The sequence below is a fragment of the Flavobacterium aquicola genome (assembly GCF_003385115.1).
Taxonomy (GTDB): domain Bacteria; phylum Bacteroidota; class Bacteroidia; order Flavobacteriales; family Flavobacteriaceae; genus Flavobacterium; species Flavobacterium aquicola.
In genome coordinates, this window is the sequence record NZ_QUNI01000002.1 from 556,026 (window position 1) to 580,873 (window position 24,848).

Sequence of the window (24,848 nt, forward strand, 5' to 3'; positions counted from 1 at the left end):
TAACTTCTTGTACAACTGTTAGATTTTCTATGTTTTATACTTTTATAAAAAAAATAAAATGACTGACTAAAGGTCGAAATCTTTTTTCAGCTCTTTAATAGCGTCTTTAACCTGTGACTTAACACTTTTATACGTTTCAATTATTTCTTTCTTTTTGCCTTCCGTTTTGGTCCAGGCTTCGATTTGTAAAATCTCTTCAAATGCCACATTTAGACCAAGCAAATCTAATGTTGGTTTCAATTTGTGCGCAAAAGCATAAGTCTGCTTATAATCTTTACTTTTAATTCCAGCACCTATTTGTGCCAAATCCTCGGGAACCTCCGTAACAAATAAATTCAAAATTTCATTTACAAAATCTGGATCATTATCCGAAAGTGCATACACTTTTGCTAAGTTGTATTTTATAGCCATTATTTTACTTGTATTCTAAATAGTTTTTGTCCTTCTAAAAATCCTTCTAAAATATCATCTGATTTTACTGCAGCAACACCTTCTGGGGTTCCCGTAAAAATAATATCACCTATTTTTAATGTAAAAAATTGAGAAACATAAGAAACTAACTCGTCAATATCCCATAACATTTTGTTAGAATTCCCCTTTTGCACAGTAATATTATTGTTCCTTAATTCAAAAGTAACATTTTCCAGTGAAACAAATTGACTTTTTGGCAAAAATTCTCCAATTACCGCCGAGCCGTCAAATGCTTTGGCTTTTTCCCATGGAAGCCCTTTTTCTTTCAGCTTAGTCTGCAGATCTCTTGCTGTAAAATCAATTCCAACACTAATCTCTTCATAATATTTATGAGCAAACTTTGGTTCTATATATTTTCCAACTTTACTTATTTTAACAATAAGTTCAATTTCATGGTGAACATCTTCCGAAAATTCAGGTATTACAAAAGGGTGCTGTTTTAATAAAATTGCAGAATCCGGTTTCAAAAAAAGCACAGGCTCTGATGGCCTTTCATTTTGTAATTCTTCAATATGACTGGCATAATTCCTGCCGACGCAAATGATTTTCATTTTTTTTCAAGTTACAAAGCCTCTAAGTTACAAAGTCCCTAAGTTTCTTGACGACTTAGCATCTTAGAAACTTATTTCGTATTTAGTTTTCTTAATTTAATTGCTGTCAATACTTTCTTGGTATACAAAGGAAAGTCTGCATTTTGAATCCAGCTATAATAACCAGGCTCTTTTTCTAAGACAGTACCTACTTTAGCTCCTTTGTGTTTTCCGAAGGTAAAAATCTCTTCATTATCAGCATCAAAAGCTATCATTCCTGCGAAATCAGCAATTTTTTTTCTAGTAGTAAACTCAGACAGCGATTTCATATCATTTTCCAATTCAGGATAACGGTCTAGCTGCGCCATTAAAATTTCATAGGTCGCCATGGTATCAGCTTCGGCAGAATGTGCATTCTCTAAACCTTTACCGCAGTAAAATTTCAAAGCAGCACTTAAAGTACGCTCCTCCATTTTATGAAAAATAGTCTGCACATCAACAGAAACCCTATTTTTCATATCGAAATCAACGCCTGCGCGCAACAGCTCTTCAGCAAGTAAAGGAATATCAAAACGATCCGAATTAAACCCTGCCAAATCACTGTCCTTAATCATATTGTAAACCTGAGCAGCAAGCTCTTTAAAAGTAGGTTCATTAGCAACTTTTTCATTACTGATGCCGTGAATAGCTGAAGATTGAGGCGGGATCGGAATAGTTGGATTTACCAGCCACGTTTTGCTTTCTTTATTTCCGTTTGGAAAAACTTTAAAAACTGATATTTCTACAATTCTGTCTTTTCCGATATCGATTCCTGTTGTTTCAAGATCAAAAAAACAAATTGGTTTGTTGAGTTTGAGTTCCATTTTTTGTATTTAATAGCACAAATATAAAAATTTGGGCTTGATTTCATTTTAAAGTCAATATTAAAAACACTAAAAATAAAGAAACCCGACATCCTAAAAGACATGTCGGGCTTATTCTGATTTTATATTTATTTAATAATCTCTATTTATATCAAAAGCTTCCAGATATTCGGCCACACGTTTTACAAAACTGCCGCCCAAAGCACCATCTACAACACGGTGATCGTAACTGTGAGACAAGAACATTTTTTGACGGATTCCTATAAAGTCACCTTCTGGTGTTTCAATTACCGCTGGTACTTTACGAATGGCTCCCAATGCTAATATCCCCACTTGTGGCTGATTGATAATTGGCGTTCCGAAAACACTTCCAAAGGTTCCAACATTTGTAACAGTATACGTTCCTCCTTGTGTATCGTCTGGTTTTAGTTTTCCAATTTTAGCACGGTTTCCTAAATCATTTACCGCTTTGGCCATTCCTACCAAATTTAATTGATCTGCATTTTTAATAACAGGAACAATTAAGTTTCCATTTGGCAAAGCAGCAGCCATTCCCAGATTGATATCTTTCTTTTTTATGATAAAATCACCTTGTACAGATATATTCATACCCGGATAATCTTTTAGAGCTTTTGCAACCGCTTCCATAAAAATTGGAGTATAAGTCAATTTTTCGCCTTCTCTTTTTTCGAAAGCATTTTTAACTTTATCTCTCCATTTTACAATATTAGTCACATCAACTTCAATGAACGATTGTACGTGCGCCGAAGTCTGCACCGAAGCAACCATGTAACCTGAAATCAGCTTGCGCATTCTGTCCATTTCTATGATTTCGTCACCTCCATTTACAGAAACCGGTGAAGCCGTTTGTGGTGGAGATACTAACGCTACTTTTGGAACTTCAACAGCTTCAGCTGCTTTAACAGGAACTTCAACTTCAACTGCAGGTGCTGTTATAGGCTGAGGCTGAGATCCTCTATTTTTTATATAATTTAAAATATCGTCTTTTGTGATTCGCCCATCTTTTCCAGAACCGGCAATACTGTCTAATTCAGCCAAACTAACACCTTCTTCTTTTGCAATATTTTTCACTAATGGAGAAAAGAATTTATCACTTTCAAAAAAGCTAATCGGAGCAGAAACTGTTTCTTTAGCTGTTTCAACAGTTTTTTCAATTTCCTCAACAATTGCTGCTGGAACTTGCTGAACTGGAACTTCAACAGCTCCTCCTTCAGTTTCAATAATAGCAATTGTTTCACCTACTTGAACCAAATCATCTTTGCCAAATAATTTTTCGACAAGAACACCCGAAACCTCGGACGGAACCTCTGAATCAACTTTGTCAGTTGCAATTTCTAGAACGGCCTCATCCGCTTCTATTTTATCGCCAACTTCTTTTAACCAGTTTGTAATGGTTGCTTCCGCAACGCTTTCTCCCATTTTCGGAAGCTTTAATTCAAATCTTGCCATATTATTAATCTAAAAGATGATTTTGATTTTAATTTTGCGAAATTAATAAATATTTTAAATATAAATTATTTTAAATATAATTTTATTTCATTTTTACAATTTCTCCTCTGTCATTAGGAGAATCACTTCCAATACTAAAATCTGCGCCCTCTGGAATTATTCTAAATACAACGCTTTTATTTTTAAGTCTTTCGTGAATATCTATACATTCTTTAAAGGAAACAAATTCATTATCCAAAATAATCTGTAACCCGTTTCTTATTGAATTTGACTGCAAATTTACCTCTTTTTCTTCTTTCCAATTGAGAAAATCGACCTTTTTTTGGAAAACAGAGGTTATTATTTTTGCTAATGTTTCGGAGGCAGATATAAGCAAATAATTAGCGGGAGGGATTTTTGTTTTAGGACGTCCCTGAATTCTTTTTACGAAAGAAAAAAACACGATTCCAATTTTCATAAATACAGAAAAAAGAAAAGAAACTTGAAAATGTTTTTTATAAAAAAACTCCATGGCTTCCTGAAACCGCTTCATATAAACGGCATCTTTACTTGTACTTTCTCCTTTATAATGTATTACTGCTGTTTCATGAAAATAATAATTATTTTTTCCTTTTTGCAGTGCCATATATGACAAATCAATATCATCTGAGTACATGAAACAATTTTCATCAAAACCTCCTATGGCATCATACAATTCTTTTTTCAAAAACATAAATGCCCCAACCAATATTTCTACTTCGCCGGTTTGGTTTTCAGAAATATGCTGCGCATAATATCTATTAAAAAAAGCTGCTTTAGGAAACAATTTATACAAACCAATAATCTTGGTAAAAGCAACCCAAGGCGTAGGAATTCCCCGTTTGCTTTCTGGCAAAAAATTTCCAGCTCCATCGATGAGTTTTACACCTGCGATCCCAAGATCTTTTTTCTTTCCAGCAAAGGCCAATACTTTTTCAAACGTATCTTCGGCTACTACTGTATCTGGGTTTAAAATACAAATATACTCTCCTTTGGCTTGAGCCACTCCAATATTATTTCCTTTTGGGAAGCCTAAATTTTCACTATTCTGAATGAGTTTAACATGCGGAAAGCGTGATTTTATCATTTCACAGCTGTCGTCCGAAGAATTATTGTCCACAACTATAATTTCAGAATCTATGTTTTTTAAAGCGCTTTCAACACTAAGAACACATAGTTCCAAAAAATACCGCACATTGTAATTGAGAATAATGATGGATAGCTGCATTTTCCAAAGATATATTTTTAAGTGGTAAAGTCACAAAATTGAACATAAGAAAGTCAGCTGCAAACTACTCACCAGAGAAAATTAAAAATTCTCAGAAAGACCGACCCTAAAAGTCCAGTCATCTTTGCTCACACCATAATCCAGTGCCAGATTACAGTTATTCATTTTATTCCATTTTATCCTTAGTCCCGTTCCTATTGCAGGTGTCCAATTTGTAAATCTGTACGTATCCAAATTGGATACCGAAGATATATTCCCAAAAAAAACAGCTCCAATAAAACCATTTTTGGTAATATCGGTACGATATTCCGTTTCCAGATACAATAATGAATTGCTTCGGTAGCGATTTCTCGTAAATCCCCGACCTGTTTTGCCATAACGATCCCAGCCTATACTTGGTAAATCCAGATAATGTGGTTTTCCATCAAAAACCGCCCAGTAAAAAGCTCTCGATGCTAAAACCTTATGGCGTTTTTCACTGAAAGAATGATACTTTCGAGCATCAATATAAATAGACTGCCAATGAGTATCACTGCCAAAAATACTGGAATTGATTCGGTAATCGGCTTCAAAATAATAGCCTTGTACTGGATTTAAAATGTTTTTTCTAGAATCATACAATGCCTGAAATGCAATGCCAGAGGAAAGCTCATCCGAGTAATCGCCTTCCTGATATTTTTCAAAATCGGTTGGGACATCTATATCAGAATCTTCGGAAATGCTTTCATATTTGTCTAATTGAAAACCCAGACCCAAACGAAAATCTCCTTTTATTTTTCGGCTGATGAATTGATAAAAACGAATCTGCTGATAATCGACCTCGGATTGCGGGTCTTTGGAACTGTTTCCTCCCAGACCATATGTAAACTGAGGGTAAATCATAAATCTGTAATCACCAATAAAATTGTATTTATTGTCCTTGGTGTATATATAGGACTGTATCGGGAATGAGTACTGACCGGTAAAACTTGTGGTCGGAGTAAAATAAACTTCAGACATTTTAGTTGTCTCATGGTTTTCGGCCATAAAGAAAGTTGTTACAAAGGACACTACCAATCCGCCTTCGGCACTCTTCATATCGGGAGCGGGGATTAACGAAAAAGCAATTTTACTTTGATCTTCTACTTTCTTCACGGTGTCATTCTCTATAAAGATCTTCTTTAAAATTTGTTTCATATCGAGATCGTTACTTCTAAAATCAATTTTCTGCGAAAACGATGAAAATGATGAAAGAAATATAAAAAAAAGAAACCAATTTTGCTTAATGAAACGCATGTATTGTATTTGGAATTGTAAAAAAATAACCCTTTAAAGAATCCAAATATAACAAAAAATAAAAACTCTTGGAAGCTTGCAAAATTCGACAATAGACTAAAAAAATTAAGCCATTATCGCTCTTACAATAAATCCAAATACAAAATCATGATTCCTCAGCAGCCCTGATCGAAACGGCATCCTTTTTCTTTTTCCTTAAAAAGAAAAAGATATAGTGCAGAGCAGGAAACCATATATCCTAGAATACCCAATCATTCGCTTCAAACTCTTTTTAAAATAGTATTATTTTGATAACTTGCTTTGTGAATTCACCTGAATGTTATGATGCAAAAAACTATTCTGTTTTTCCTTTTGTTTACGACTGGCTCTTATGCCCAAATTAAAGGCTGTACAGATCGTTTTGCCAGTAATTTTGATCCAAAAGCTACCGAGAACGATGGCCATTGCTGGTATGCTTCTGCAAAATTATCGCCTGTATTTTCAGCAAAACTTAGTGATTCTATTCAACGAACATCAGGTTTGATTTATTTTGACAATTTATTATGGACTCACAATGATCACTTTGACGATAGATTGTATGGATTGGACTTAAAAGGAAAAATAAAGAAAAAGATCAAATTCGCCGAATTAAAAACTAAAGACTGGGAAGAGATTTCTCAGGATAGTTTATATATCTATATAGGCGATTTTGGCAACAACAATAAGGGAAACAGAAAGGATTTACGAATAATAAGAATTCAAAAAGAAACTATTTTGACGACCAATCCAGTTATGGATACGATTGCTTTTTCCTATTCAGACCAGAGTAATTTTAAACTTCAAAAAGCAAATACCACTAATTTTGACTGCGAAGCATTTATTGTTCAGAAAGATGTTATTTATCTGTTTACCAAAGAATGGTCAAACCAAAGAACTAGTGTATATGCTTTACCAAACAAAGCTGGAGTTTATACTGCCGAATTCAAAGGATCAATTGATGCGCAAGGATTAATTACCGGCGCAGTGGCATTACCATCAAAAAAAGGGGTGGTTTTGTGTGGTTATTCTAAAACCCTGCAGCCTTTTGTTTTACTGCTGTACGGTTATGAAAAAGATTCTTTTTGGTCCGGAAACAGCCGAAAAATAAAAATCAGACTGCCGTTCCATCAAATCGAAGGCATTACAACCGCAGATGGTAAATTATTCTATCTTACCAACGAAACCACAATACGAAAACCTTTTATAAATACACCTCAGCAAATACACACTATTGATTTAAGCTCCTATTTGAATCCTTAAACTTTTACGCCAAAGTTTTAAGATTTTATCTAAGTTTAAAATTATCGCCTTAATATCTGCCAAGAATAACTTAGCCACAATAATTATTCTTTTTTATTAAACCCTTTTCTTGTCATTTCGCCCCAGCCTTTCGTACCCATTATCTTTTCTTTATAACCAACTAAGGCCGAGTATATCGTGAGAGGATGAAAATAAAATGGCTCAATGAATGCGGCTAAAAGAAGTTTAAAAAAATCGGCTTGTTTTGGATATTTATGATACGTAAGCTCTTCACTGCAAAGAGCTATAACTGAAAACATAACAGCAAAAAAATACACAAACATTAAAAGTAAAAAAAAGAAATGCCAGTTAAGAAAGCCAAAAACTATAAATATAAGTGTTAGTACAAGACCTATAAATTCAATTGCAGGAGCCAGAAATTCGAAAAATGTCCAATAAGGTATGCTGATTATTCCAAGCAATTTATATTTAGGATTAAGGAACATTTTCTTATGAAGGTCAAGTGTTTCAATTGTTCCCCTCATCCAGCGGCTGCGCTGTTTTTTGAATATATTAAAATCTTCTGGTGCTTCTGTCCAGCAAAGCGGGTCAGGAATATAACTGACAGTATATGGTATTTTGTTTTCAAGCATATAGCGTCTCATTCTTACTACAAGTTCCATATCTTCACCTACCGTTTTTGTATTATAGCCGCCTGCCAGCAGCGCTATTTCCTTATCAAATGCACCAAATGCACCGCTGATAAGAAGTAACCCGTCGAGTCTGCTCCAAGCCATTCTTCCCAAAAGAAAAGCCCTCAAATATTCTAGCACCTGTATTCTTGGCAGCATAATATCTGGAATATTAACCTCAACCAGCCTTCCATTCTTAATGATACACTGATTCGCTATTCTTACTACGCCCCCGGTTGCAATAACCCGCTTGCCAAAAGATTCCAAGAAAGGTTTTGCAAGCTTGAGAAGTGCGTCTTTGTCGAGAATGCAGTCAACGTCAATACATACTACATAAGGATTCTGTGCAATATTCAACCCAACATTAAGAGCATCAGCTTTACCGCCGTTTTCCTTATCAACTACTACAAGTTTTTTGTATGCAGCATTTTTGGATACATATATACCTCTAATTTTTTTTGTTTCAATTTTTGAATGGATATCAAATTCTTTAATCACTAAATCATAGGTCTTGATAAGAATTTCCAGAGAATTATCTTTACTGCCGTCATTAACGACAATTACCTGATAGTTGTTATAATTTAAAGAAAGTAAAGATTTTACATTTTCTTCGATGGTAAATCCTTCATTGTATGCAGGAGCAATTAGCGAAAGACTTGGTGCAAAATCACTTGTAAGAAGAACATCATAATCTGTAAAACTATTCTTTTTAAGATAATTCCGAAGTTCTTTTGTAGAAAGATAAGCCAATATAAGATAAGAAGACATTATCAATACTGCATACGCAAGTATAAATATCAGATATAGATCCGTAAACACTTTTAATTCATCATTTAAAAAAGTCATCTTCGTATATTGTTAAACGGTTAATGTCTGCAATACGTCCTGTGCAATATATTTTACCTGAATATTAGGAGCTACCGCCGCCAATTGCGTTACATAAGGAAGTTTTTGACTAAGTTTTAATTCTTTAATAAGTTTCAACCCCAATATAACAACAGTTGTATTTTTAGATTCAAGTAAGAGTTCTACACCTTTTATATCCCCTATATCATGTTTTTTAAAAGCATGTATAATATTTAATTGTGTCCAATCATCAATTGGATGCTGATGCTCTGTGAGATGTTCTATCCCCTTTATACCCGCAAGTTTGATGCAGGCGTTTAAAGCCGTAATTTTTAAAGTCTTATTTCTGGCTTTAGAAACTTTCATTATACTGCCAAAAGACTCAGCAACATTTAATTCTGCAAGTTCTGTAATTCCTTTGCACTTTATCTCCCATTTTAAACTCCTGAGCTTTTTAAATGAATCGTTTATTAACCCAGAGTCTTTATAAAATTGTTCCAGTTTTTTTGCATAAATCCCTTCGTAGTTTTTGTGGAGATTTATAATGGAATCCATCAGAACCTCACGAAAGAAAGAGGTTTTAGAAAACTCCTCATAATCTTTATCTTCTTTAATGGATGAAAAAGGAGTATCTTGAAAAACTAGCGCAAACATAAATTTTTCAATAAATGTACTGTATTCGATTCGGAGCCTGTCTTTTCTTATATTCTTGCTTCGGCTTCTGATAATCAAAAGATACAAAATAAAAGATGCTGCAATAAAAAGGCTTATTGACAAAATAAGAAATGGTTTTACCCAATCACCGTTCTCATATAGTTCCCAGAATTTTATCATATTAGAAACGTTTAGCAATAACTACATAAAGAATAAATGCGGGGGTAGTGAAAGAAAGAAAATAAGTACATCAAAAATTTCATTTAATCTGTGAATTTAATAATTTATTAATTCGGACTAAAAGGACAGCAGGACTAACTGGTTTTGCAATAAATTCGTTTGCGCCTATATCAAAAGAATCAAGTTCAGTCTGCTCTATACCGGAAGATGTAAATATAATTATTGGAATATTAGAACCAATGGTCTCCCTTACATATTGCGTAATTTCCATTCCGCTTCCTCCAGGCATATTTATATCTGTCAGTATTAAGTCATAACTATTTTCTTTAATCGCATCGAGTGCTTCTTGACCATCAGAAAATTGATCAACCGTAAATCCCTTAGATTCTAAGAAAAAAGATAATGATTTACGAAGTATATCGTTGTCTTCTGCTAAAACTATTCTCATTGGTTTAAATTTCTTGAAACACACTCCATTAAAAACAGTGTGCAATTACGTAAAACAATATTATTTTTTATCCCTGTTCTTTAAAATATTCAACAACCTCAATAACCGCATTATGTAAAACATTAATTTTATCTGCAGTTTCAGCTGTAAACTGCCCGAGTATGGCTTCGTCCTCGATAATCGCTAAATAATGAGTAAGATCATCCAGCATGAACATACTCATACTAGTTTTCATATTATGCGACAGTTTCTTGGCAGTTTCATAATCATTATTATTAAATGCTTTTTCTAATTGAGTAATTTCTAATGGTACTTTTTCAATAAAAAGATCTATCATCTCTTGTTTAAATCTTGCATCCCCACATGACATTTCATCTAAAAAAGAATAATCTGGTTTCCACTTGAATATTTCTTTATTCTCTTTGCTCATCACTATTTTTATGGCCTGCAAAAGTACCGCCTGTTTAAAAGGTTTCGGCACATATGCATTCATCCCCACACTATAACAGCGTTCCTGTTCCCCTACAAGAGAATGTGCAGTCATCGCAATAATAGGAATATGTGAATTCATTTCATTCCTAATAAATTCTGTCGTTTGGTAGCCGTCCTTAACAGGCATCTGAAGATCCATTAATATCAGATCATATTCATTTTTTGATAAAAGTTCTATTCCTGCCTGTCCATTATCAGCGATGTCTAATTCGAATCCAAAATTATAGATAACGTTCTTTACCAATTTTTGGTTTAGAGCATTGTCTTCGCAGAGAAGTATTTTTAGTTTTCCTAGATTCTCTTCCAATGATGATGCAGCAGCTATTTCTGCATAGTCCGCTTTTTTATAATCAAGCACAAAGAAAAACTCGGAACCACGGCCCTCCCTGCTTTTCACATGAATTTCGGCATTCTGTAATTCAACTAACTGCTTTACAATATTAAGTCCAAGCCCCGTACCGCCAAATCTTCGTGTGGTACTTTGTTCAGCTTGCGTAAATCGTTTAAAAATCGTTTTAAGTTTATTCTCTGGTATGCCAATGCCCGTATCTTTAACAGAAAATTTAAGCGAATAATGATCATCTGTCTCATTCACCAATTTTACAGAAACGGTTACTTCGCCTTCTTGAGTAAATTTAAGTGCATTACCAGTAAGGTTAACCAGTATTTGATTTAATCTACCCTGATCACCAATTACCATTTCCGGCATATCGGCATCGAGAAACAGATTAAATTCAACATCGCTGGGAACTTTTACCTTTAGCAGATTATAAACATGTTTAAGTGTCTTTTTTAAATTGAATGGTTCTGATTCAATAACCAGATTACCTGATTCAATTTTAGAAAGATCGAGGATATCATTAATTATTAAAAGCAGATTTTCACCAGCAATTTGAACGCTCTCTATATAATCTCGCTGCACAGTATCGAGTTTTGTCTGAGCTAAAAGATCTGTAAATCCAATTATTGCATTCAAAGGTGTTCTAATTTCATGACTCATATTTGCCAAGAAACTGTCTTTAGCCAAAACCGCACGTTCTGCAATTTTTTTCTGACCGTTCAATTCAATGTGCTTTGTTCCCAACTCTAGGTGGTTCATGACATGTTTGGCAATAATTGCAAGCGCATTTCGCTGGTTGTCATTAAGCTCCTTGGTAACCTGATCTATAGCACAAAGTGTTCCTATATTATGACCATCGGGAGTGGTAATGGGAATACCTGCGTAGAATCTTATCTTAAATCCATCAACAACATTAGGATCGTCTTTAAACTGTTCGTTTAAATAAGTATCTGGTATTTCTACCATTTTAGTGTCCATGATAGTGTATTGGCAAAAAGAAATTTCACGTGGCACTTCAGATACCCCAATTCCAATTTCAGATTTAAACCATTGTCTACTTTCATCTATGAATGAAATATGGGCAATAGGTACGCCGCATATATAAGAAACAAGTTTCGTTGCATCATCAAAAGCGTGTTCAGGCAGTGTATCAAGAATATTATAGCGTTTTAATGCTGCCAAGCGCTCTGCTTCATTGTATGGTACAGGCAGTTCTTTTTTATTCATTAGATTCAGGGATAAACTGCAAAAATATAAAATAATTGCCGATAAATTTCACAAAAAAATTGACAACTAGCAAATTGTATTTATTTATAGAATAGGTATTAATATTAGAAAAGGCACAAACAAAATGCAGCGAAAAGATAGTCTTAAGCTATCTTTTTTTTCTTGGATTCAAAAAGGTATCTTTGCCCAAATTTCAATAGACTTCTATTTAAAAAGAGTTTCAATTGTCATTAAAACATACAAAAGCTTTTACTTTAAGCACTTTAACATCATGAATTATTTATCTGTAGAAAATATATCAAAATCTTTTGGGGAGCGCACGCTGTTCAAAGACATCTCCTTTGGAATCAACAAAGACCAAAAAATAGCTTTTATTGCCAAAAACGGTTCGGGAAAAACCACCATTATGAGTATTATCAATGGTTTGGATGAGCCTGATACCGGACAGGTTGTTCTTAGAAAAAGCATCAGAATGGCCTTTTTATCGCAGGACAATAAATTACAGGATGAATTGACGATTGAGGAAAGCATTTTTGCATCTGATAATGAAAGTTTAAAAGTGATTGAAGCCTACGAAAAAGCATTAGAAAATCCTGAAGACGAGGAAGCCTATCAAAAAGCTTTTGACGCTATGGATCAGCACAATGCCTGGGATTTTGAAACCCAATACAAACAAATTCTGTTCAAATTAAAGCTCGAAGACTTTAAGCTGAAAGTAAAAAGTCTTTCGGGTGGGCAGAAAAAACGTTTGTCACTTGCCATTATTTTGATTAACCGTCCCGATTTATTAATTCTGGATGAGCCAACGAATCACTTGGATTTAGAAATGATTGAATGGCTGGAAAGTTATTTTGCCAAAGAAAATATCACGTTGTTTATGGTAACTCACGACCGTTTCTTTTTGGAACGTGTCTGCAATGAAATCATAGAACTAGACAACGGAAAAATATATCAATACAAAGGAAATTACTCTTATTATTTAGAAAAAAAGGAAGAACGTATTGCCTCTGAAAATGCAAGCGTTGACAAAGCACAAAACTTATTTGTAAAAGAATTAGAATGGATGCGCCGCCAGCCAAAAGCGAGAACTACCAAGTCTAAATCACGTCAGGATGATTTTTATGTAATAAAGGAAAAAGCCCAAAGCCGCCGAAAAGAAAATGTAGTCGAGCTCGAAATTAATATGGAACGTATGGGAAGCAAGATTGTTGAGCTTCACAAGATTTCCAAAAAATTTAAAGATCACGTGATTCTGGACAATTTCAGTTATGACTTTCAGCGTGGGGAGCGTATCGGGATTATTGGTAAAAACGGAACAGGAAAATCTACTTTCCTAAACTTACTTACTGGAACTTTACCTCTCGATCAAGGAAAAGTCGTTGTAGGCGATACCATAAAAATTGGATATTACACTCAAAGCGGAATCAACCCGAAACCAGGTCAGCGTGTCATCGATATTATTAAGGAATACGGAGAATTTATTCCGTTAGCCAAAGGGCGCATGATTTCGGCCTCGCAATTATTGGAGCGTTTCCTTTTTGATGCAAAAAAACAATACGATTATGTAGAAAAGCTTAGCGGTGGTGAATTAAAACGTCTGTATTTATGTACGGTTTTAATTCAGAACCCAAACTTTTTAATTCTAGATGAACCTACAAATGACTTGGATATTGTGACGCTGAACGTTCTTGAAAGTTTCCTTTTGGATTACCCAGGCTGTTTGGTTGTCGTATCGCATGACCGTTATTTTATGGACAAAATCGTAGATCAGCTATTTGTATTTAGAGGTCAAGGCGAAATTGAAACGTTCCCAGGAAATTACTCTGATTTCAGAGCCTATGAAGACAGTAACGACGTAGCTCAAAAAGAAGATAATAAAACTGAAAAAAAAGAATGGAAGCAAAACAATCCGACCGGAAACCTAACTTTTAACGAGCAAAAAGAATTTCAGAAAATCGAAAGAGAAATCAAGGATTTGGAAATCGACAAAACAAAAATTGAGCAGTTGTTTTCAGATGGAAAAGTAGCCGATGCCGATATCGAAAAGAAAGCCAAAGAGCTAGAAAATATTATCAAGAAAATTGAGAATAAAGAGGAAAGATGGTTTGAGCTTTCTGCGAAAATGGAAGGATAGTTTTTTTAGTATTATAGTTTACAGCCACAATAGAATTTAATTTTATTGTGGTTTTTATTTTTTAGAAAAAACATTTTTGTAATCTTTTATCAGTATTTTAGTACCGTTAAAAAGCTATTAATCTAAAAAAAATTAAGGTCTAAAAACTTCACATATATGAGATTGAATTTCAAAATTCTATTTTTACTTATTTTATTTATCTGCTCAAGCATCTCTTTTTCTCAAGAAATTCGCAAACAAAGTTCTTGGATTATAAAAACAAACCCAACTGCTTTAATTGATATTTTCACATTTCCGACAGTTCAGCTTGCGATTGAAAAAAAAATTAATGATTCGTTTAGTATTCAAACAGAAGTAGGCTATCAATTTTATGATATGGGATCTGGAATTGATACTGTTTCTGTTAAGGTTGGTGGTTTTAAAATAAATACTGAAGGACGATTTTACTTTTGCAACTATTTTAAAAATGATAAAACTAAAAAAAGAAATTCTGATGGGCTTTATACTGGAATACAAGTCTTTTACAGAGAAAACAAGTACAACGAATCTACCTCATATTATAAAAGTGAAATCGATGACTACGAAACCTATGAAGATGACTTTGTAGATAATTTTGGTGTCATCAAAAAAAATTACGGAGCAAACTTGATTTTTGGATTTCAAAAACAATTTTATCGATTTATTATAGAGCCTTATTTCCAATTGGGATGCATGAATCGGAAAGTCAAAAACATAGATAGAGAATTTAATGAGGATTTAGGACATATTGAAAATAACGGAAATCATGATTTTTTTGGATATTATTCGAAGGAAGAATCATCTGGCATTGATGTGAATTTGGGTATTGGTTTTCGAATAGGCTATCGATTTTAATTCCTAAAATTGTATTTATAACTTTCGTTAAAATAAAAATCACTCTAACTAAATTTAATTTCAAATGACAAAAAAATATTATTTCATCACCTTGCTCGTAATGTGTTTTTACAACTATTCATTTGCCCAAACGCAACTAGAAATGAACCAAACCGCTAGTGCCAAATATAAAAAAGCTGATGCAGAACTCAATAAAGTCTATAAACAGCTTATGTCTATGCTGGATCAAAATGAAAAAACATTGCTCATCCAAGCGGAAAAAGATTGGGTAAAATTTCGTGATTCCCACTGTAAATTTGAAGCTTCTCAATACGAAGGCGGCAGTATTAAGCCTTTAATATATTCGACTTGCTTGGAAGAATTAACAAAGAAAAGAATTGCAGAAATTAAGGCAAGCATAAAAGAAAGGGATTTATAATTCAAAGATTTTTTTACTAAGATTGGTATACTTAACATTTTCACTTAGCATGTTTTTTTTATGAATTACATTACTAAAAACAAAGTATTGATTATTGCATACGCTTTAACAATAGCCCTATTATTCTCTGTATTTATAGAAAGGCAGAAAGAATTATGGGGAAAAACAGGCTTAATAGTACTAGCTATAATAACTGTGTTATTGTACATTATAAACACAAACAAAAGCAAATATTTCACACTAAATGATGATATACTAACTGTCCGCCAAACATTCTCTAAGCAGAAACAATACAGTTTAAAAAATGTTTCTGGCTGGACTGAAAATCATTATCATTTGTTAGAAATTAAAACGAGTCGTGAAATAGTTTTAAAAATGACAGATGGAACTAAAATCAATCTTTTTAAAAGAAATTCGAAAGATTTTGAAAAACTTTCAGACTATTTAAATGAAAATTTAAGCGAAGCCTATAAAACAATTTAATTTGATTGTACATATTTTTTATATCTTTAAAAAACTAGTTTTTAAGGAACTTGCTTTGTAATTTGATGTAAATCTCACATAACTCTGGTAAAAACCACAACAGAATCCAATTCCGTTGTGGCTTTTTTCTTTATGACAAAAGTCATTACCTGTTTAAAGACAAAAAAGTACTTTTGAACTGTAACGATTACGAAACAAAATCAACATCTCACAAACCTCATCCATGAAAAAAGCACTACTCCTTGTTTTTATTGCCTTTTCAATGCAATTGCATGCACAGTCCGAAAACGGCACAGACACAAATAATAAATGGAATATCGGAATTGAACTCGATGTTTTACCTTATGCCACGGGAGGCTATTTTGGTGCAGGCTGGGTTGGTAAAGACAAATGGCGCGGAAGAGCTCTTTTTGCCGATGTCAACAAACCTGATTTTGTGACCAAAGATGGTTTTTCAGACCATCACATAAAAGCCTACGCCGTTATACTGGACCGTTTTTTGAAAGACAATTGGAAAGGCTGGTGGATTGGAGCCGGACCCGTTTATTGGAAAAGTGATATTAAAAGCGACAGCAGTAATGCTACAAAAAATTTCGAAAACTTCCTCCTAAATGGAAGTCTGGGCTATAATTTCAACATCTATAAAAATTTCTATGTTTCTCCATGGGCAGGCTTGAGCCTTAAAGTTGGAGGAAGCGACAATTTCGTTCTAGATAATAAGGAATACAATTTACCTTTGCTTAATCCGGAAGCTTCGATCAAATTTGGATTTTATTTTTAATATCTCTCTTCAAATTCAGAGTCATAACCGTAAAAAAAAAGTAATAAAACATTTTTATTACTCTAAATTAAAACCACAGAAAGAAAATTTGTTTAGTTTTATGTTTTGTTTTCAAAAAAATTGATTTAGATATACTCACTAATTGTTTTGGTTACAGCGCAAAGCCTTATTATGACTTTTACAAATATTCTGAAATTTAGAATTTTATTTCTTCTTTTCTTTTTTTACTCTCATGCCGTTTTTCCGCAGGAAGCGAATAAAGAAGGAGAGAAACTTTACCCTTTACGCACTATTATCGATTTATTCACAAAAGAAGATACTTTAAAAATAAGCAAACCCGATTCCAAAAATCACTTAATTGCATTTCCTACTTTGGGTTACCAGCCTGCAAACGGATTTACACTGGGGTTTATAAGCCAATTCAGTTTTAAGCTAAAACCCGAAAACAAGATTTCATTACTCTCCGGCGGCGCTTCCTATAGCACCAAAAAACAGATTCTGACGTATTTAAAAAACAATATGTACGTCAATAATGACCGGCTATTCTTTAGTGGTGACTTTCGTTATTATGTTTTTTCCCAAGCCAATTATGGTTTAGGAACTGATATTATTCCTTGGGGAGCCGAATTTCAGGACTTTGATTATGATGCTATAAAACAGCCTATGAATTACAACTATTTTAAGTTTCATGAAACGGCATCCTACACTATCTTCCAGTCATTTTTCATCGGAGCAGGAATCCATTTTGACAGCTATAGCAATATTGTGGACAAAAATTTAGATGCTGCCAATGAAAAATACACTTATCATTATACCTATTCCAAAAAACACGGCTTCAGCGACAAGAATTATGCCGTCAATGGCGTAAGCATCAATTTCATATACGACACCAGAGACAACCTAATAAACACAAACAATGGCTTGTACCTGAATATGAATTACCGTTACAATCCCCAAACAGACCTCAACAAACATGAAAGCGGCACTGTGTTGCTCGAAAGCCGTTATTTTATTCCCATCAGCAAAACCAACAAACAGCATGTCTTAGGTTTTTGGGCATACGGCCAATTCTTGGCGCACGGTCAATTGCCCTATCTGAATCTCCCTGCCATAGGCTGGGATCAAAACAGCCGAAGCGGGAAAGGCTACATTCAAGGTCTTTTTAGGGGTACAAACCTGATGTATTTTGAAAGTGAATACCGCTTCCCTATTACCAAAAACCAAATGATAAGCGGTACTGTATTTGCTAACGCTACCACCACCAGCGATGCCGACAGAAACCTAAAGTTGGGCGAGTACATTCAGCCCGCTGTGGGAGTTGGATTAAGAATTCTGCTAGACAAAAATACGCTGACCAATTTCATCGTCAATTACGGGCTAGGCCGCGATTCACAGACTTTCTATTTTAATGACGGCGAAGGATTTTAAATTATAAATCACCACAACAGTCTTTTTATTATGGCGTGCCCCTCCGTAAAAACTTCGGGTCGGGCTGTACGTTCCCGCTTCCCGATGAAAAATCGGGAGAGCTCCACTGCCATCCCTCACGCAAAAGTGCAAACATTCGGCTTTAGTTCAGAAACGGAAATTTTCAATAAAAAAATCTGCTTGCTATTTATTTCACGCAGATTTTCGCAGATAAAATCGATTTGTTTTTCAACAAGAAGTTCCTTACCAAGCAATCGGACGGTAATCCTTCAAAAATTTTCCGCACCAATGTTTGCCTGTATTAATCCCGTCAAACAACGGATCCATAACTCTCGCCGCTCCGTCAACAATATCCAAAGGCGGCTGAAAATCCTGCTCTTCCTGTTTTCTCTTGGCTAGTTCTGCCGGGTCTTCATCAGTTACCCAGCCGGTATCTACAGCATTCATAAAAATTCCGTCTTTTGCCAAAGTTCCTGCAGCTGTGTGCGTCAACATATTCAGCGCTGCTTTTGCCATATTGGTATGCGGGTGTCGGTCTTCCTTGAAATCACGATAAAACTTCCCTTCCATCGCCGATACATTGATGATATGTTTTTTACCTGTATTATCTTTCTTCATCACTTCCGAAAGACGATTGCATAATACGAAAGGTGCAACCGAATTCACCAATTGTACTTCTATCATTTCAGTAGTTTCTATCTGACCTAATTTTAAACGCCAGCTGTTCACTTTTCGCAGATCGACCTGCTGTAAATCGGCATCAAGTTCACCTTCCGGAAAAACTTCCTGAGCAACCAAAGCATTATCGAACGAATACGGAATCTGAGATAATTTGGCGGAAGCCCGCAGACCAATTCCAGGTTCAGGACCATGCCAGGTTACCGGCATATTTTGATTAGAAGAAGCTCCCGAAGTCAGTACTTTCAATTCATCGAGACAATTGGTGTGATCCAATAATAATTCTTGTGCTTGTTCTGGCAAAGAACCAATTGGCAGTTCTTCATTTTCCATTAAATGCGTATAAAAACCAGCAGGACGTCTGACCGTCTGTGCCGCATTATTAATCAGAATATCTAATCGTCCGTATTTTTGTTCTATAAAATTGCAAAAAATCTCCACACTAGGTATATGGCGCAGATCCAATCCGTGAATTTTCAAGCGATGTCCCCATTCCATAAAGTCTTCTTCTTTAGAAAACCTCAAAGCCGAATCCACCGGAAAACGGGTCGTTGCAACAACCGTTGCTCCGCCACGCAATAACATTAAAGTAATATGATATCCAATTTTTAAACGGGAACCTGTAATCACGGCAATTTGCCCTTTTACATCTGCAGTTTGGAAACGCTTGGCATAATTAAAATCGCCGCAATCCGTACACATTGTATCATAAAAATGATGCATTTTGGTAAACTCCGTTTTGCAGACATAACATTTTCTTGGCGTTTCAAGTTCCAACTGTTCTTTAGAATCCAAATCATGCGAAGCCAGTAATTTTGGAGCAACAAAAACACTCGCTTCACGAGCCGAACGAATTCCGGTTTCCTTGCGGGCCGTTCTGTCTTTCTTTTCCTGTTTGCGTTTAGCAACTGCTTTAGCGTCTTTTTTCCTTTTAGCAAACTCATCACGATCTGGACGCGAAAATTGCCCCGCTACTTTGATTAAAGCTGTTCGCTGCTCTTTTGGGATTTCAAATATCTGGTCGGTATCGCTGTTTAATTGCGCTAAAACAGCTATGCATCGGTCTATTTCTTCCGAACTTATTACAATCTTTTCTACTATTTCTTCCATCATCATTATAAAAAACAGCTATTTGCATTTGCAAAAATACTGGGTTGCAAATATAGTGTTTAAAGTCTAACGGCTCGCTTGTCACAAATTACTATTCACTTTATCTTTGTATCTTCGTCACAAACACCCAAAAATGGAAAACAAAATTATTTTTTATCAAAATCAGAACAGCAGCGTGGTTATCAACGTTACTTATTTTGATGATAATTTTTGGCTTACTCAAAAGTTGATAGCGCAATTGTTTAATTGCTCTACCGACAACGTTTCCTTGCATTTAAAAAACATATTCAACAGTGAAGAACTAGAGTCAAATTCAGTTGTCGAGGAATTCTCGGTAACTGCAAATGACGGTAAAAAATATAAAACAAAATTTTACAACCTTGATGCAATTATAGCTGTTGGATATCGCGTTAATTCAAAACAAGCCACACAATTTCGAATTTGGGCAACACAGACGCTGAAAGAATATATCATAAAAGGGTTTGTTCTAAATGACGAAATGCTCAAAAACGGAAAACCTTTTGGAAAAGATTATTTTGACGAATTACTGGAACGCATACGTGAAATACGAGCCAGCGAACGTCGTGTTTTTCAAAAATTAGGAGATATTTTTGAACAATGCAGTGCCGATTATAGTAAAGATGCCGAGGAAACGAAACTGTTTTACAAAATGGTTCAAAACAAACTGCATTTTGCAATTACAGGAAATACAGCTGCTGAAATTGTCTACAATCGTGTAGACAGAACCAAAGACTTTATGGGATTATCAACTTGGAAAAATGCTCCAAATGGTAAAATTGTAAAAAGTGATGTAGTTGTTGCGAAAAATTATCTAAATGAAAATGAAATTGGCGATTTGAATTTATTAGTCAGTGCTTTTTTGGATTTAGCCGAATTTCAAGCACGCCGAAATCAATTAATAAATATGAAAGATTGGCTAGAACGCACCAATAAGTTCCTTGAAAGCAATAGTCTTGATGTACTTCCAAATGCAGGAGTCATTTCTCACGACCAAGCAGTTGAAAAAGCACATCAGGAGTATGAACATTTTCGAATTGAACAAGATAAAAATTACATGTCAGATTTAGATAGAGAATTAAAAAAACTGAATAACAAATAAATACTATTGGCATTACCCAATTCGCACCTCCTGACAAAACCCAATTCATTATGCTATTCCAAATAAAATCCTATCTCAAATTCCTTTGGCATTCCAAAAATGAGCACGCTGTACATTCGCCGTTTGTGTTTCTTTTATTGACCAAATGCTTTTATGACAAGAAACCTAAACCCGACCCGAGCGGGAGCGAACAGGCGAAGCAATATGAAGTTTTAAAAGAGTACCGAAATTCACTTTTGGAAAATAAAAACACAATAGAAGTTACTGATTTTGGTGCTGGTTCCAGAGTTTTCAAATCCAATGTGAGAGCAATCGATAAAATTGCCCAAAACGCAGGAATAAGTCCCAAACGAGCCGAATTATTATTTAGAATTACCAATTATTTTCAGCCAAAAACTATTTTGGAAATTGGAACTTCTCTTGGTTTAGCAACTTCTGCCCTATCATTAGGAAATCCAAAAGCAAAAATTACAACACTTGAAGGCTGTCCCGAAACAGCAAGACAAGCTCAATTACAGCTGCAAAAATTCAATTGCAATAATGTTGAATCAATTGTAAGTGAGTTTAGCAGTTATCTTAAAAACCATCAACCATCACCTATCAAGTATCAGCTAATTTACTTTGACGGCAATCATTCCAAAAATGCAACTTTAGAATACTTCGAATTGCTATTACCAACTATTACCAATGAAACGGTTTGGATATTTGATGATATTCATTGGTCACAGGAAATGGAAGAAGCTTGGAAAATCATAAAAGACCACCCAAAAGTTACCGTAAGTATCGACACTTTTCAGTGGGGACTTGTGTTCTTTAGGTACGAACAGCCCAAACAGCATTTTATTATAAGAAGTTAGAGGATAGAAATTATACCTTTGTTTTTCGGTTTAAAACCACAAATCTTAAAACGGTAAAACAATTAAACCATTTAAAATCAAAATATGAAAATCAAACAAATTTTTGAAAACAATAAAAAATGGGTTATCAAACAGCTTCAAATGGACGAGCATTATTTTGAGAAACTTTCAAAAGGACAATCTCCCGAGTTTCTTTATATAGGCTGTTCAGACAGCAGAGTGTCGGCAGAAGAGCTTATGGGACTAGAACCAGGTGAAGTTTTTGTACACCGAAATATTGCCAATATGGTTCCAAATACCGACCTCAATTCTATGTCGGTAATCAATTATGCTGTGGTTCATTTAAAAGTAAATCATATTGTTGTCTGCGGACATTATGGTTGTGGTGGAGTTCTTGCCGCCATGCAGCAATCTGATTTGGGGATATTAAATCCGTGGCTTAGAAACATTCGAGATGTGTACAGAATTCACCGAAAAACCCTTGATGCAATTAGCAATGAAGAAGAAAAGTACAAAAAACTGGTAGAGCTAAACGTTCAGGAACAATGCATCAATGTCATTAAAACTGCAGAAGTGCAAAAAGCATTCAGAGAAAGAGGATTAAAAGTATATGGGTGGATATTTGATATCCATACAGGAAAATTAATTGACCTTAACATCGATTTTACCGAAATATTAAAAAACATTACCCAGATTTACAAAATATCATAATAACACACAATCTGAGTAATACAAAAAAAAGACAGTCACCCCCATGACTGTCTTTTGTTCAAATAACCTAACCTTAACCTTACTATTAAATGATTACGTTAAAACTGTTCAAAGATGAACTGCTTATCCGTAATCCAAAAGTTCAATTTATTCTAACTAACCAATAAAAAACTTAAACTTTACTATACAAACTTAATATATTAAAAATAAAACTCATTCAAAAAAATCGTTAAAATTAATATAAAATCGATAAAAAACATTTTTATTTTATTTTAATATTTTTTTTCTTATAAAATTAATGATATTATAAATCAAAAACATTTATCACATTAAAATTTAGGAGGTCAATTTATTAGGTATTTAGACATCATCTTTCTGTAACAAAAATCAATCCGAAGCTACATATACTAAATCAAAAAGTCTTTTGTACTTTTAAAAATAAAATCAACAATCTGCAATCTAAATTCTAATGAAAAACCCGCTTATAAAAATTACAAATATCAAAAGAGATTTTGTACTAGGAAACGAAATCGTTTATGTACTAAAAGGCATTGATCTAGAAATTAATAAGGGGGAATACGTAGCTTTGATGGGACCTTCGGGATCAGGTAAATCTACTTTAATGAATTTATTAGGCTGTCTGGACACCCCTACATCGGGGACTTATATACTGAACGGGAAAAATGTCAGTCATATGAAAGACGATGAATTGGCCGAAATTAGAAATAAAGAAATTGGTTTTGTTTTTCAGACTTTCAATCTTTTACCTAGAACAACAGCACTTGATAATGTTGCACTGCCAATGATTTATGCGGGTTATTCAAAATCTGAACGTATTTCAAGAGCTACTGAAGTTTTAAATCAAGTAAATCTAGGAGACAGAATGGATCACCAGCCAAACCAGCTTTCGGGAGGGCAACGCCAGCGTGTTGCGGTCGCTCGAGCCTTAGTAAACAAACCTTCAATTATACTTGCTGACGAACCAACAGGAAATCTAGACAGTAAAACATCTTTAGAGATAATGAAACTTTTTGGTGATATTCACGCCAACGGAAACACCGTTATTTTAGTAACTCACGAAGAAGAAATTGCAGCTTATGCTCACAGAGTTATTCGTTTGAGAGACGGTCTTATTGAAAGTGATACAACTAAATAGTGTATTTGTTGAATTGTTAAATCGTTTATTCGTTTAATTAATTAAACAACTAATGAATTTATCGATTAAACGAATAACCAACTAACCTATTAAACATTAAAAATGAAAGTATATACAAAAACCGGAGATGGCGGAACTACTGCTCTTTTTGGGGGAACCCGTGTACCAAAAGATCATGCACGTATTGAAAGTTATGGAACAGTTGACGAATTAAACTCCTATATTGGACTTATTCGTGATCAGGAAATAAATAACCATTACAAAGATATTTTAATAGAAATACAAGATCGCCTGTTTACCATTGGAGCAATCTTAGCAACTCCTCCGGAAAAGGAAGTGATGAAAAACGGTGAACTTCGATTAAAAAACCTTGGAATAACCGAAACCGATATTGAGTTTTTGGAAAAGGAAATAGACACCATGGAAGAAAAGCTTCCGCCAATGACTCACTTTGTTTTGCCAGGAGGTCATCAAACTGTGTCATATTGTCATATCGCCAGATGCGTTTGCCGGCGTGCCGAACGTTTAGCTGTTCATTTAAGTCATAATGAACCAGTTGCCGAAATCGCGATTAAATACTTAAACCGACTTTCTGACTATCTTTTTGTATTGGCACGAAAGTTGTCACATGATTTAAACGCTGATGAAGTAAAATGGATACCAAGAAAATAGGATTTCAGATTGGAGATAAACGATTTTTGATATTTAGATTTAAAATCAAAAATCGTTAATCTTAATTCAAAAATCAGCAATCGTTAATACGTTCTTAACTTTATAAAAAATAAATCGTTTTTTACTTGTCTTTTTCAGTAAAAAAATTATTTTTGCACAAAACTAAATCGATAGATATGTATTGGACATTAGAATTAGCATCATATTTAAGCGATGCACCGTGGCCTGCGAACAAAGACGAACTTATTGACTACGCTATTAGAGCCGGTGCTCCACTAGAAGTAGTAGAAAACCTTCAATCAATTGAGGATGAAGGCGAGATATATGAATCAATGGAAGAAATTTGGCCAGATTATCCAACAGACGAAGATTATCTTTGGAACGAGGATGAATATTAAAAAGTAAACCAAGAAAAAGTCTCAGAAGAGGCTTTTTT

At 34.4% G+C, this 24,848-nt stretch carries 24 protein-coding genes; 13 read left to right on the top strand and 11 right to left on the bottom strand.

Going from position 1 to position 24,848, the window contains the following annotated elements; translation table 11 throughout:
• Positions 1 to 66: 66 nt before the first annotated feature.
• The 6 genes from C8P67_RS04915 to C8P67_RS04940 form a co-directional block, all read right to left on the bottom strand.
• Positions 67 to 411, bottom strand: coding sequence for an Hpt domain-containing protein (locus C8P67_RS04915; RefSeq protein ID WP_115810956.1), 345 nt, complete (start codon positions 409 to 411; stop codon positions 67 to 69).
• Complete coding sequence (locus C8P67_RS04920) at positions 411 to 1,022, bottom strand: fumarylacetoacetate hydrolase family protein (RefSeq protein ID WP_115810958.1); 612 nt, start codon at positions 1,020 to 1,022, stop codon at positions 411 to 413. Before C8P67_RS04920 ends, C8P67_RS04915 begins: the two co-directional genes overlap by 1 nt.
• Positions 1,023 to 1,093: 71 nt before the next feature.
• Positions 1,094 to 1,864: a 3'-5' exonuclease gene (locus C8P67_RS04925; RefSeq protein WP_115810960.1), complete on the bottom strand. Its 771-nt coding sequence runs from the start codon at positions 1,862 to 1,864 to the stop codon at positions 1,094 to 1,096.
• Between the two features lie 132 nt (positions 1,865 to 1,996).
• Entirely contained in the window at positions 1,997 to 3,334 is a 1,338-nt protein-coding gene (locus C8P67_RS04930) for a dihydrolipoamide acetyltransferase family protein (RefSeq protein WP_115810962.1), read from the bottom strand.
• 82 nt (positions 3,335 to 3,416) lie between these two features.
• Entirely contained in the window at positions 3,417 to 4,580 is a 1,164-nt protein-coding gene (locus C8P67_RS04935) for a glycosyltransferase family 2 protein (protein ID WP_115810964.1), read from the bottom strand.
• A gap of 81 nt (positions 4,581 to 4,661) precedes the next feature.
• A complete protein-coding gene (locus tag C8P67_RS04940; RefSeq protein ID WP_245980372.1) occupies positions 4,662 to 5,756 on the bottom strand; it encodes a BamA/TamA family outer membrane protein in 1,095 nt (364 codons plus the stop codon).
• A 420-nt stretch (positions 5,757 to 6,176) separates the two neighbouring features.
• Between C8P67_RS04940 and C8P67_RS04945 the strand changes: the two genes are divergently transcribed.
• Positions 6,177 to 7,133 (top strand): T9SS C-terminal target domain-containing protein, encoded by a 957-nt coding sequence (locus tag C8P67_RS04945; RefSeq protein ID WP_317125440.1) that lies wholly within the window; start codon positions 6,177 to 6,179, stop codon positions 7,131 to 7,133.
• Between the two features lie 83 nt (positions 7,134 to 7,216).
• Here the strand turns inward: C8P67_RS04945 and C8P67_RS04950 are convergent, their stop codons facing one another.
• The 4 genes from C8P67_RS04950 to C8P67_RS04965 form a co-directional block, all read right to left on the bottom strand.
• Positions 7,217 to 8,650, bottom strand: a complete 1,434-nt coding sequence (locus C8P67_RS04950) for a glycosyltransferase family 2 protein (RefSeq protein WP_115810970.1) — start codon at positions 8,648 to 8,650, stop codon at positions 7,217 to 7,219.
• Positions 8,651 to 8,662: 12 nt separating this feature from the next.
• A complete protein-coding gene (locus C8P67_RS04955) occupies positions 8,663 to 9,484 on the bottom strand; it encodes a hypothetical protein (protein WP_115810972.1) in 822 nt (273 codons plus the stop codon).
• Between the two features lie 79 nt (positions 9,485 to 9,563).
• Positions 9,564 to 9,932, bottom strand: coding sequence for a response regulator transcription factor (locus C8P67_RS04960; RefSeq protein WP_115810974.1), 369 nt, complete (start codon positions 9,930 to 9,932; stop codon positions 9,564 to 9,566).
• Between the two features lie 67 nt (positions 9,933 to 9,999).
• Positions 10,000 to 11,946 (bottom strand): GAF domain-containing hybrid sensor histidine kinase/response regulator, encoded by a 1,947-nt coding sequence (locus tag C8P67_RS04965; RefSeq protein ID WP_245980373.1) that lies wholly within the window; start codon positions 11,944 to 11,946, stop codon positions 10,000 to 10,002.
• Positions 11,947 to 12,262: 316 nt separating this feature from the next.
• Here C8P67_RS04965 and C8P67_RS04970 point away from each other — a divergent pair, with 316 nt between their 5' ends.
• From C8P67_RS04970 to C8P67_RS04995, 6 genes are all read left to right on the top strand, one after another.
• A complete protein-coding gene (locus C8P67_RS04970; RefSeq protein ID WP_115811057.1) occupies positions 12,263 to 14,125 on the top strand; it encodes an ABC-F family ATP-binding cassette domain-containing protein in 1,863 nt (620 codons plus the stop codon).
• A 156-nt stretch (positions 14,126 to 14,281) separates the two neighbouring features.
• Positions 14,282 to 14,998, top strand: a complete 717-nt coding sequence (locus tag C8P67_RS04975; RefSeq protein WP_115810978.1) for a hypothetical protein — start codon at positions 14,282 to 14,284, stop codon at positions 14,996 to 14,998.
• 64 nt (positions 14,999 to 15,062) lie between these two features.
• A complete protein-coding gene (locus tag C8P67_RS04980) occupies positions 15,063 to 15,416 on the top strand; it encodes a lysozyme inhibitor LprI family protein (protein WP_115810980.1) in 354 nt (117 codons plus the stop codon).
• Between the two features lie 60 nt (positions 15,417 to 15,476).
• Complete coding sequence (locus C8P67_RS04985) at positions 15,477 to 15,899, top strand: hypothetical protein (protein WP_115810982.1); 423 nt, start codon at positions 15,477 to 15,479, stop codon at positions 15,897 to 15,899.
• Positions 15,900 to 16,122: 223 nt separating this feature from the next.
• The gene (locus tag C8P67_RS04990; RefSeq protein WP_115810984.1) at positions 16,123 to 16,680 is read left to right on the top strand and encodes a hypothetical protein; all 558 of its coding nucleotides are present in this window, start codon (positions 16,123 to 16,125) and stop codon (positions 16,678 to 16,680) included.
• A 171-nt stretch (positions 16,681 to 16,851) separates the two neighbouring features.
• On the top strand, positions 16,852 to 18,108 hold the full coding sequence (locus C8P67_RS04995) for a BamA/TamA family outer membrane protein (RefSeq protein WP_115810986.1): 1,257 nt from the start codon (positions 16,852 to 16,854) through the stop codon (positions 18,106 to 18,108).
• A gap of 243 nt (positions 18,109 to 18,351) precedes the next feature.
• Here C8P67_RS04995 and C8P67_RS05000 read toward each other — a convergent pair whose 3' ends face one another.
• Positions 18,352 to 19,902, bottom strand: a complete 1,551-nt coding sequence (locus tag C8P67_RS05000) for an SDR family NAD(P)-dependent oxidoreductase (protein ID WP_170141411.1) — start codon at positions 19,900 to 19,902, stop codon at positions 18,352 to 18,354.
• 127 nt (positions 19,903 to 20,029) lie between these two features.
• On the opposite strand from C8P67_RS05000, the gene C8P67_RS05005 reads away from it, so the two are divergent.
• From C8P67_RS05005 to C8P67_RS05030, 6 genes are all read left to right on the top strand, one after another.
• Positions 20,030 to 21,016, top strand: a complete 987-nt coding sequence (locus tag C8P67_RS05005) for a virulence RhuM family protein (protein ID WP_115810990.1) — start codon at positions 20,030 to 20,032, stop codon at positions 21,014 to 21,016.
• 50 nt (positions 21,017 to 21,066) lie between these two features.
• Complete coding sequence (locus C8P67_RS05010; protein ID WP_115810992.1) at positions 21,067 to 21,873, top strand: O-methyltransferase; 807 nt, start codon at positions 21,067 to 21,069, stop codon at positions 21,871 to 21,873.
• Between the two features lie 84 nt (positions 21,874 to 21,957).
• Positions 21,958 to 22,584, top strand: a complete 627-nt coding sequence (locus C8P67_RS05015; protein WP_115810994.1) for a carbonic anhydrase — start codon at positions 21,958 to 21,960, stop codon at positions 22,582 to 22,584.
• Positions 22,585 to 23,053: 469 nt separating this feature from the next.
• Entirely contained in the window at positions 23,054 to 23,740 is a 687-nt protein-coding gene (locus tag C8P67_RS05020; protein ID WP_115810996.1) for an ABC transporter ATP-binding protein, read from the top strand.
• A 102-nt stretch (positions 23,741 to 23,842) separates the two neighbouring features.
• Positions 23,843 to 24,412, top strand: a complete 570-nt coding sequence (locus C8P67_RS05025; protein ID WP_115810998.1) for a cob(I)yrinic acid a,c-diamide adenosyltransferase — start codon at positions 23,843 to 23,845, stop codon at positions 24,410 to 24,412.
• A 176-nt stretch (positions 24,413 to 24,588) separates the two neighbouring features.
• Positions 24,589 to 24,810, top strand: a complete 222-nt coding sequence (locus tag C8P67_RS05030; RefSeq protein WP_007138072.1) for a DUF2795 domain-containing protein — start codon at positions 24,589 to 24,591, stop codon at positions 24,808 to 24,810.
• Positions 24,811 to 24,848 lie beyond the last annotated feature (38 nt).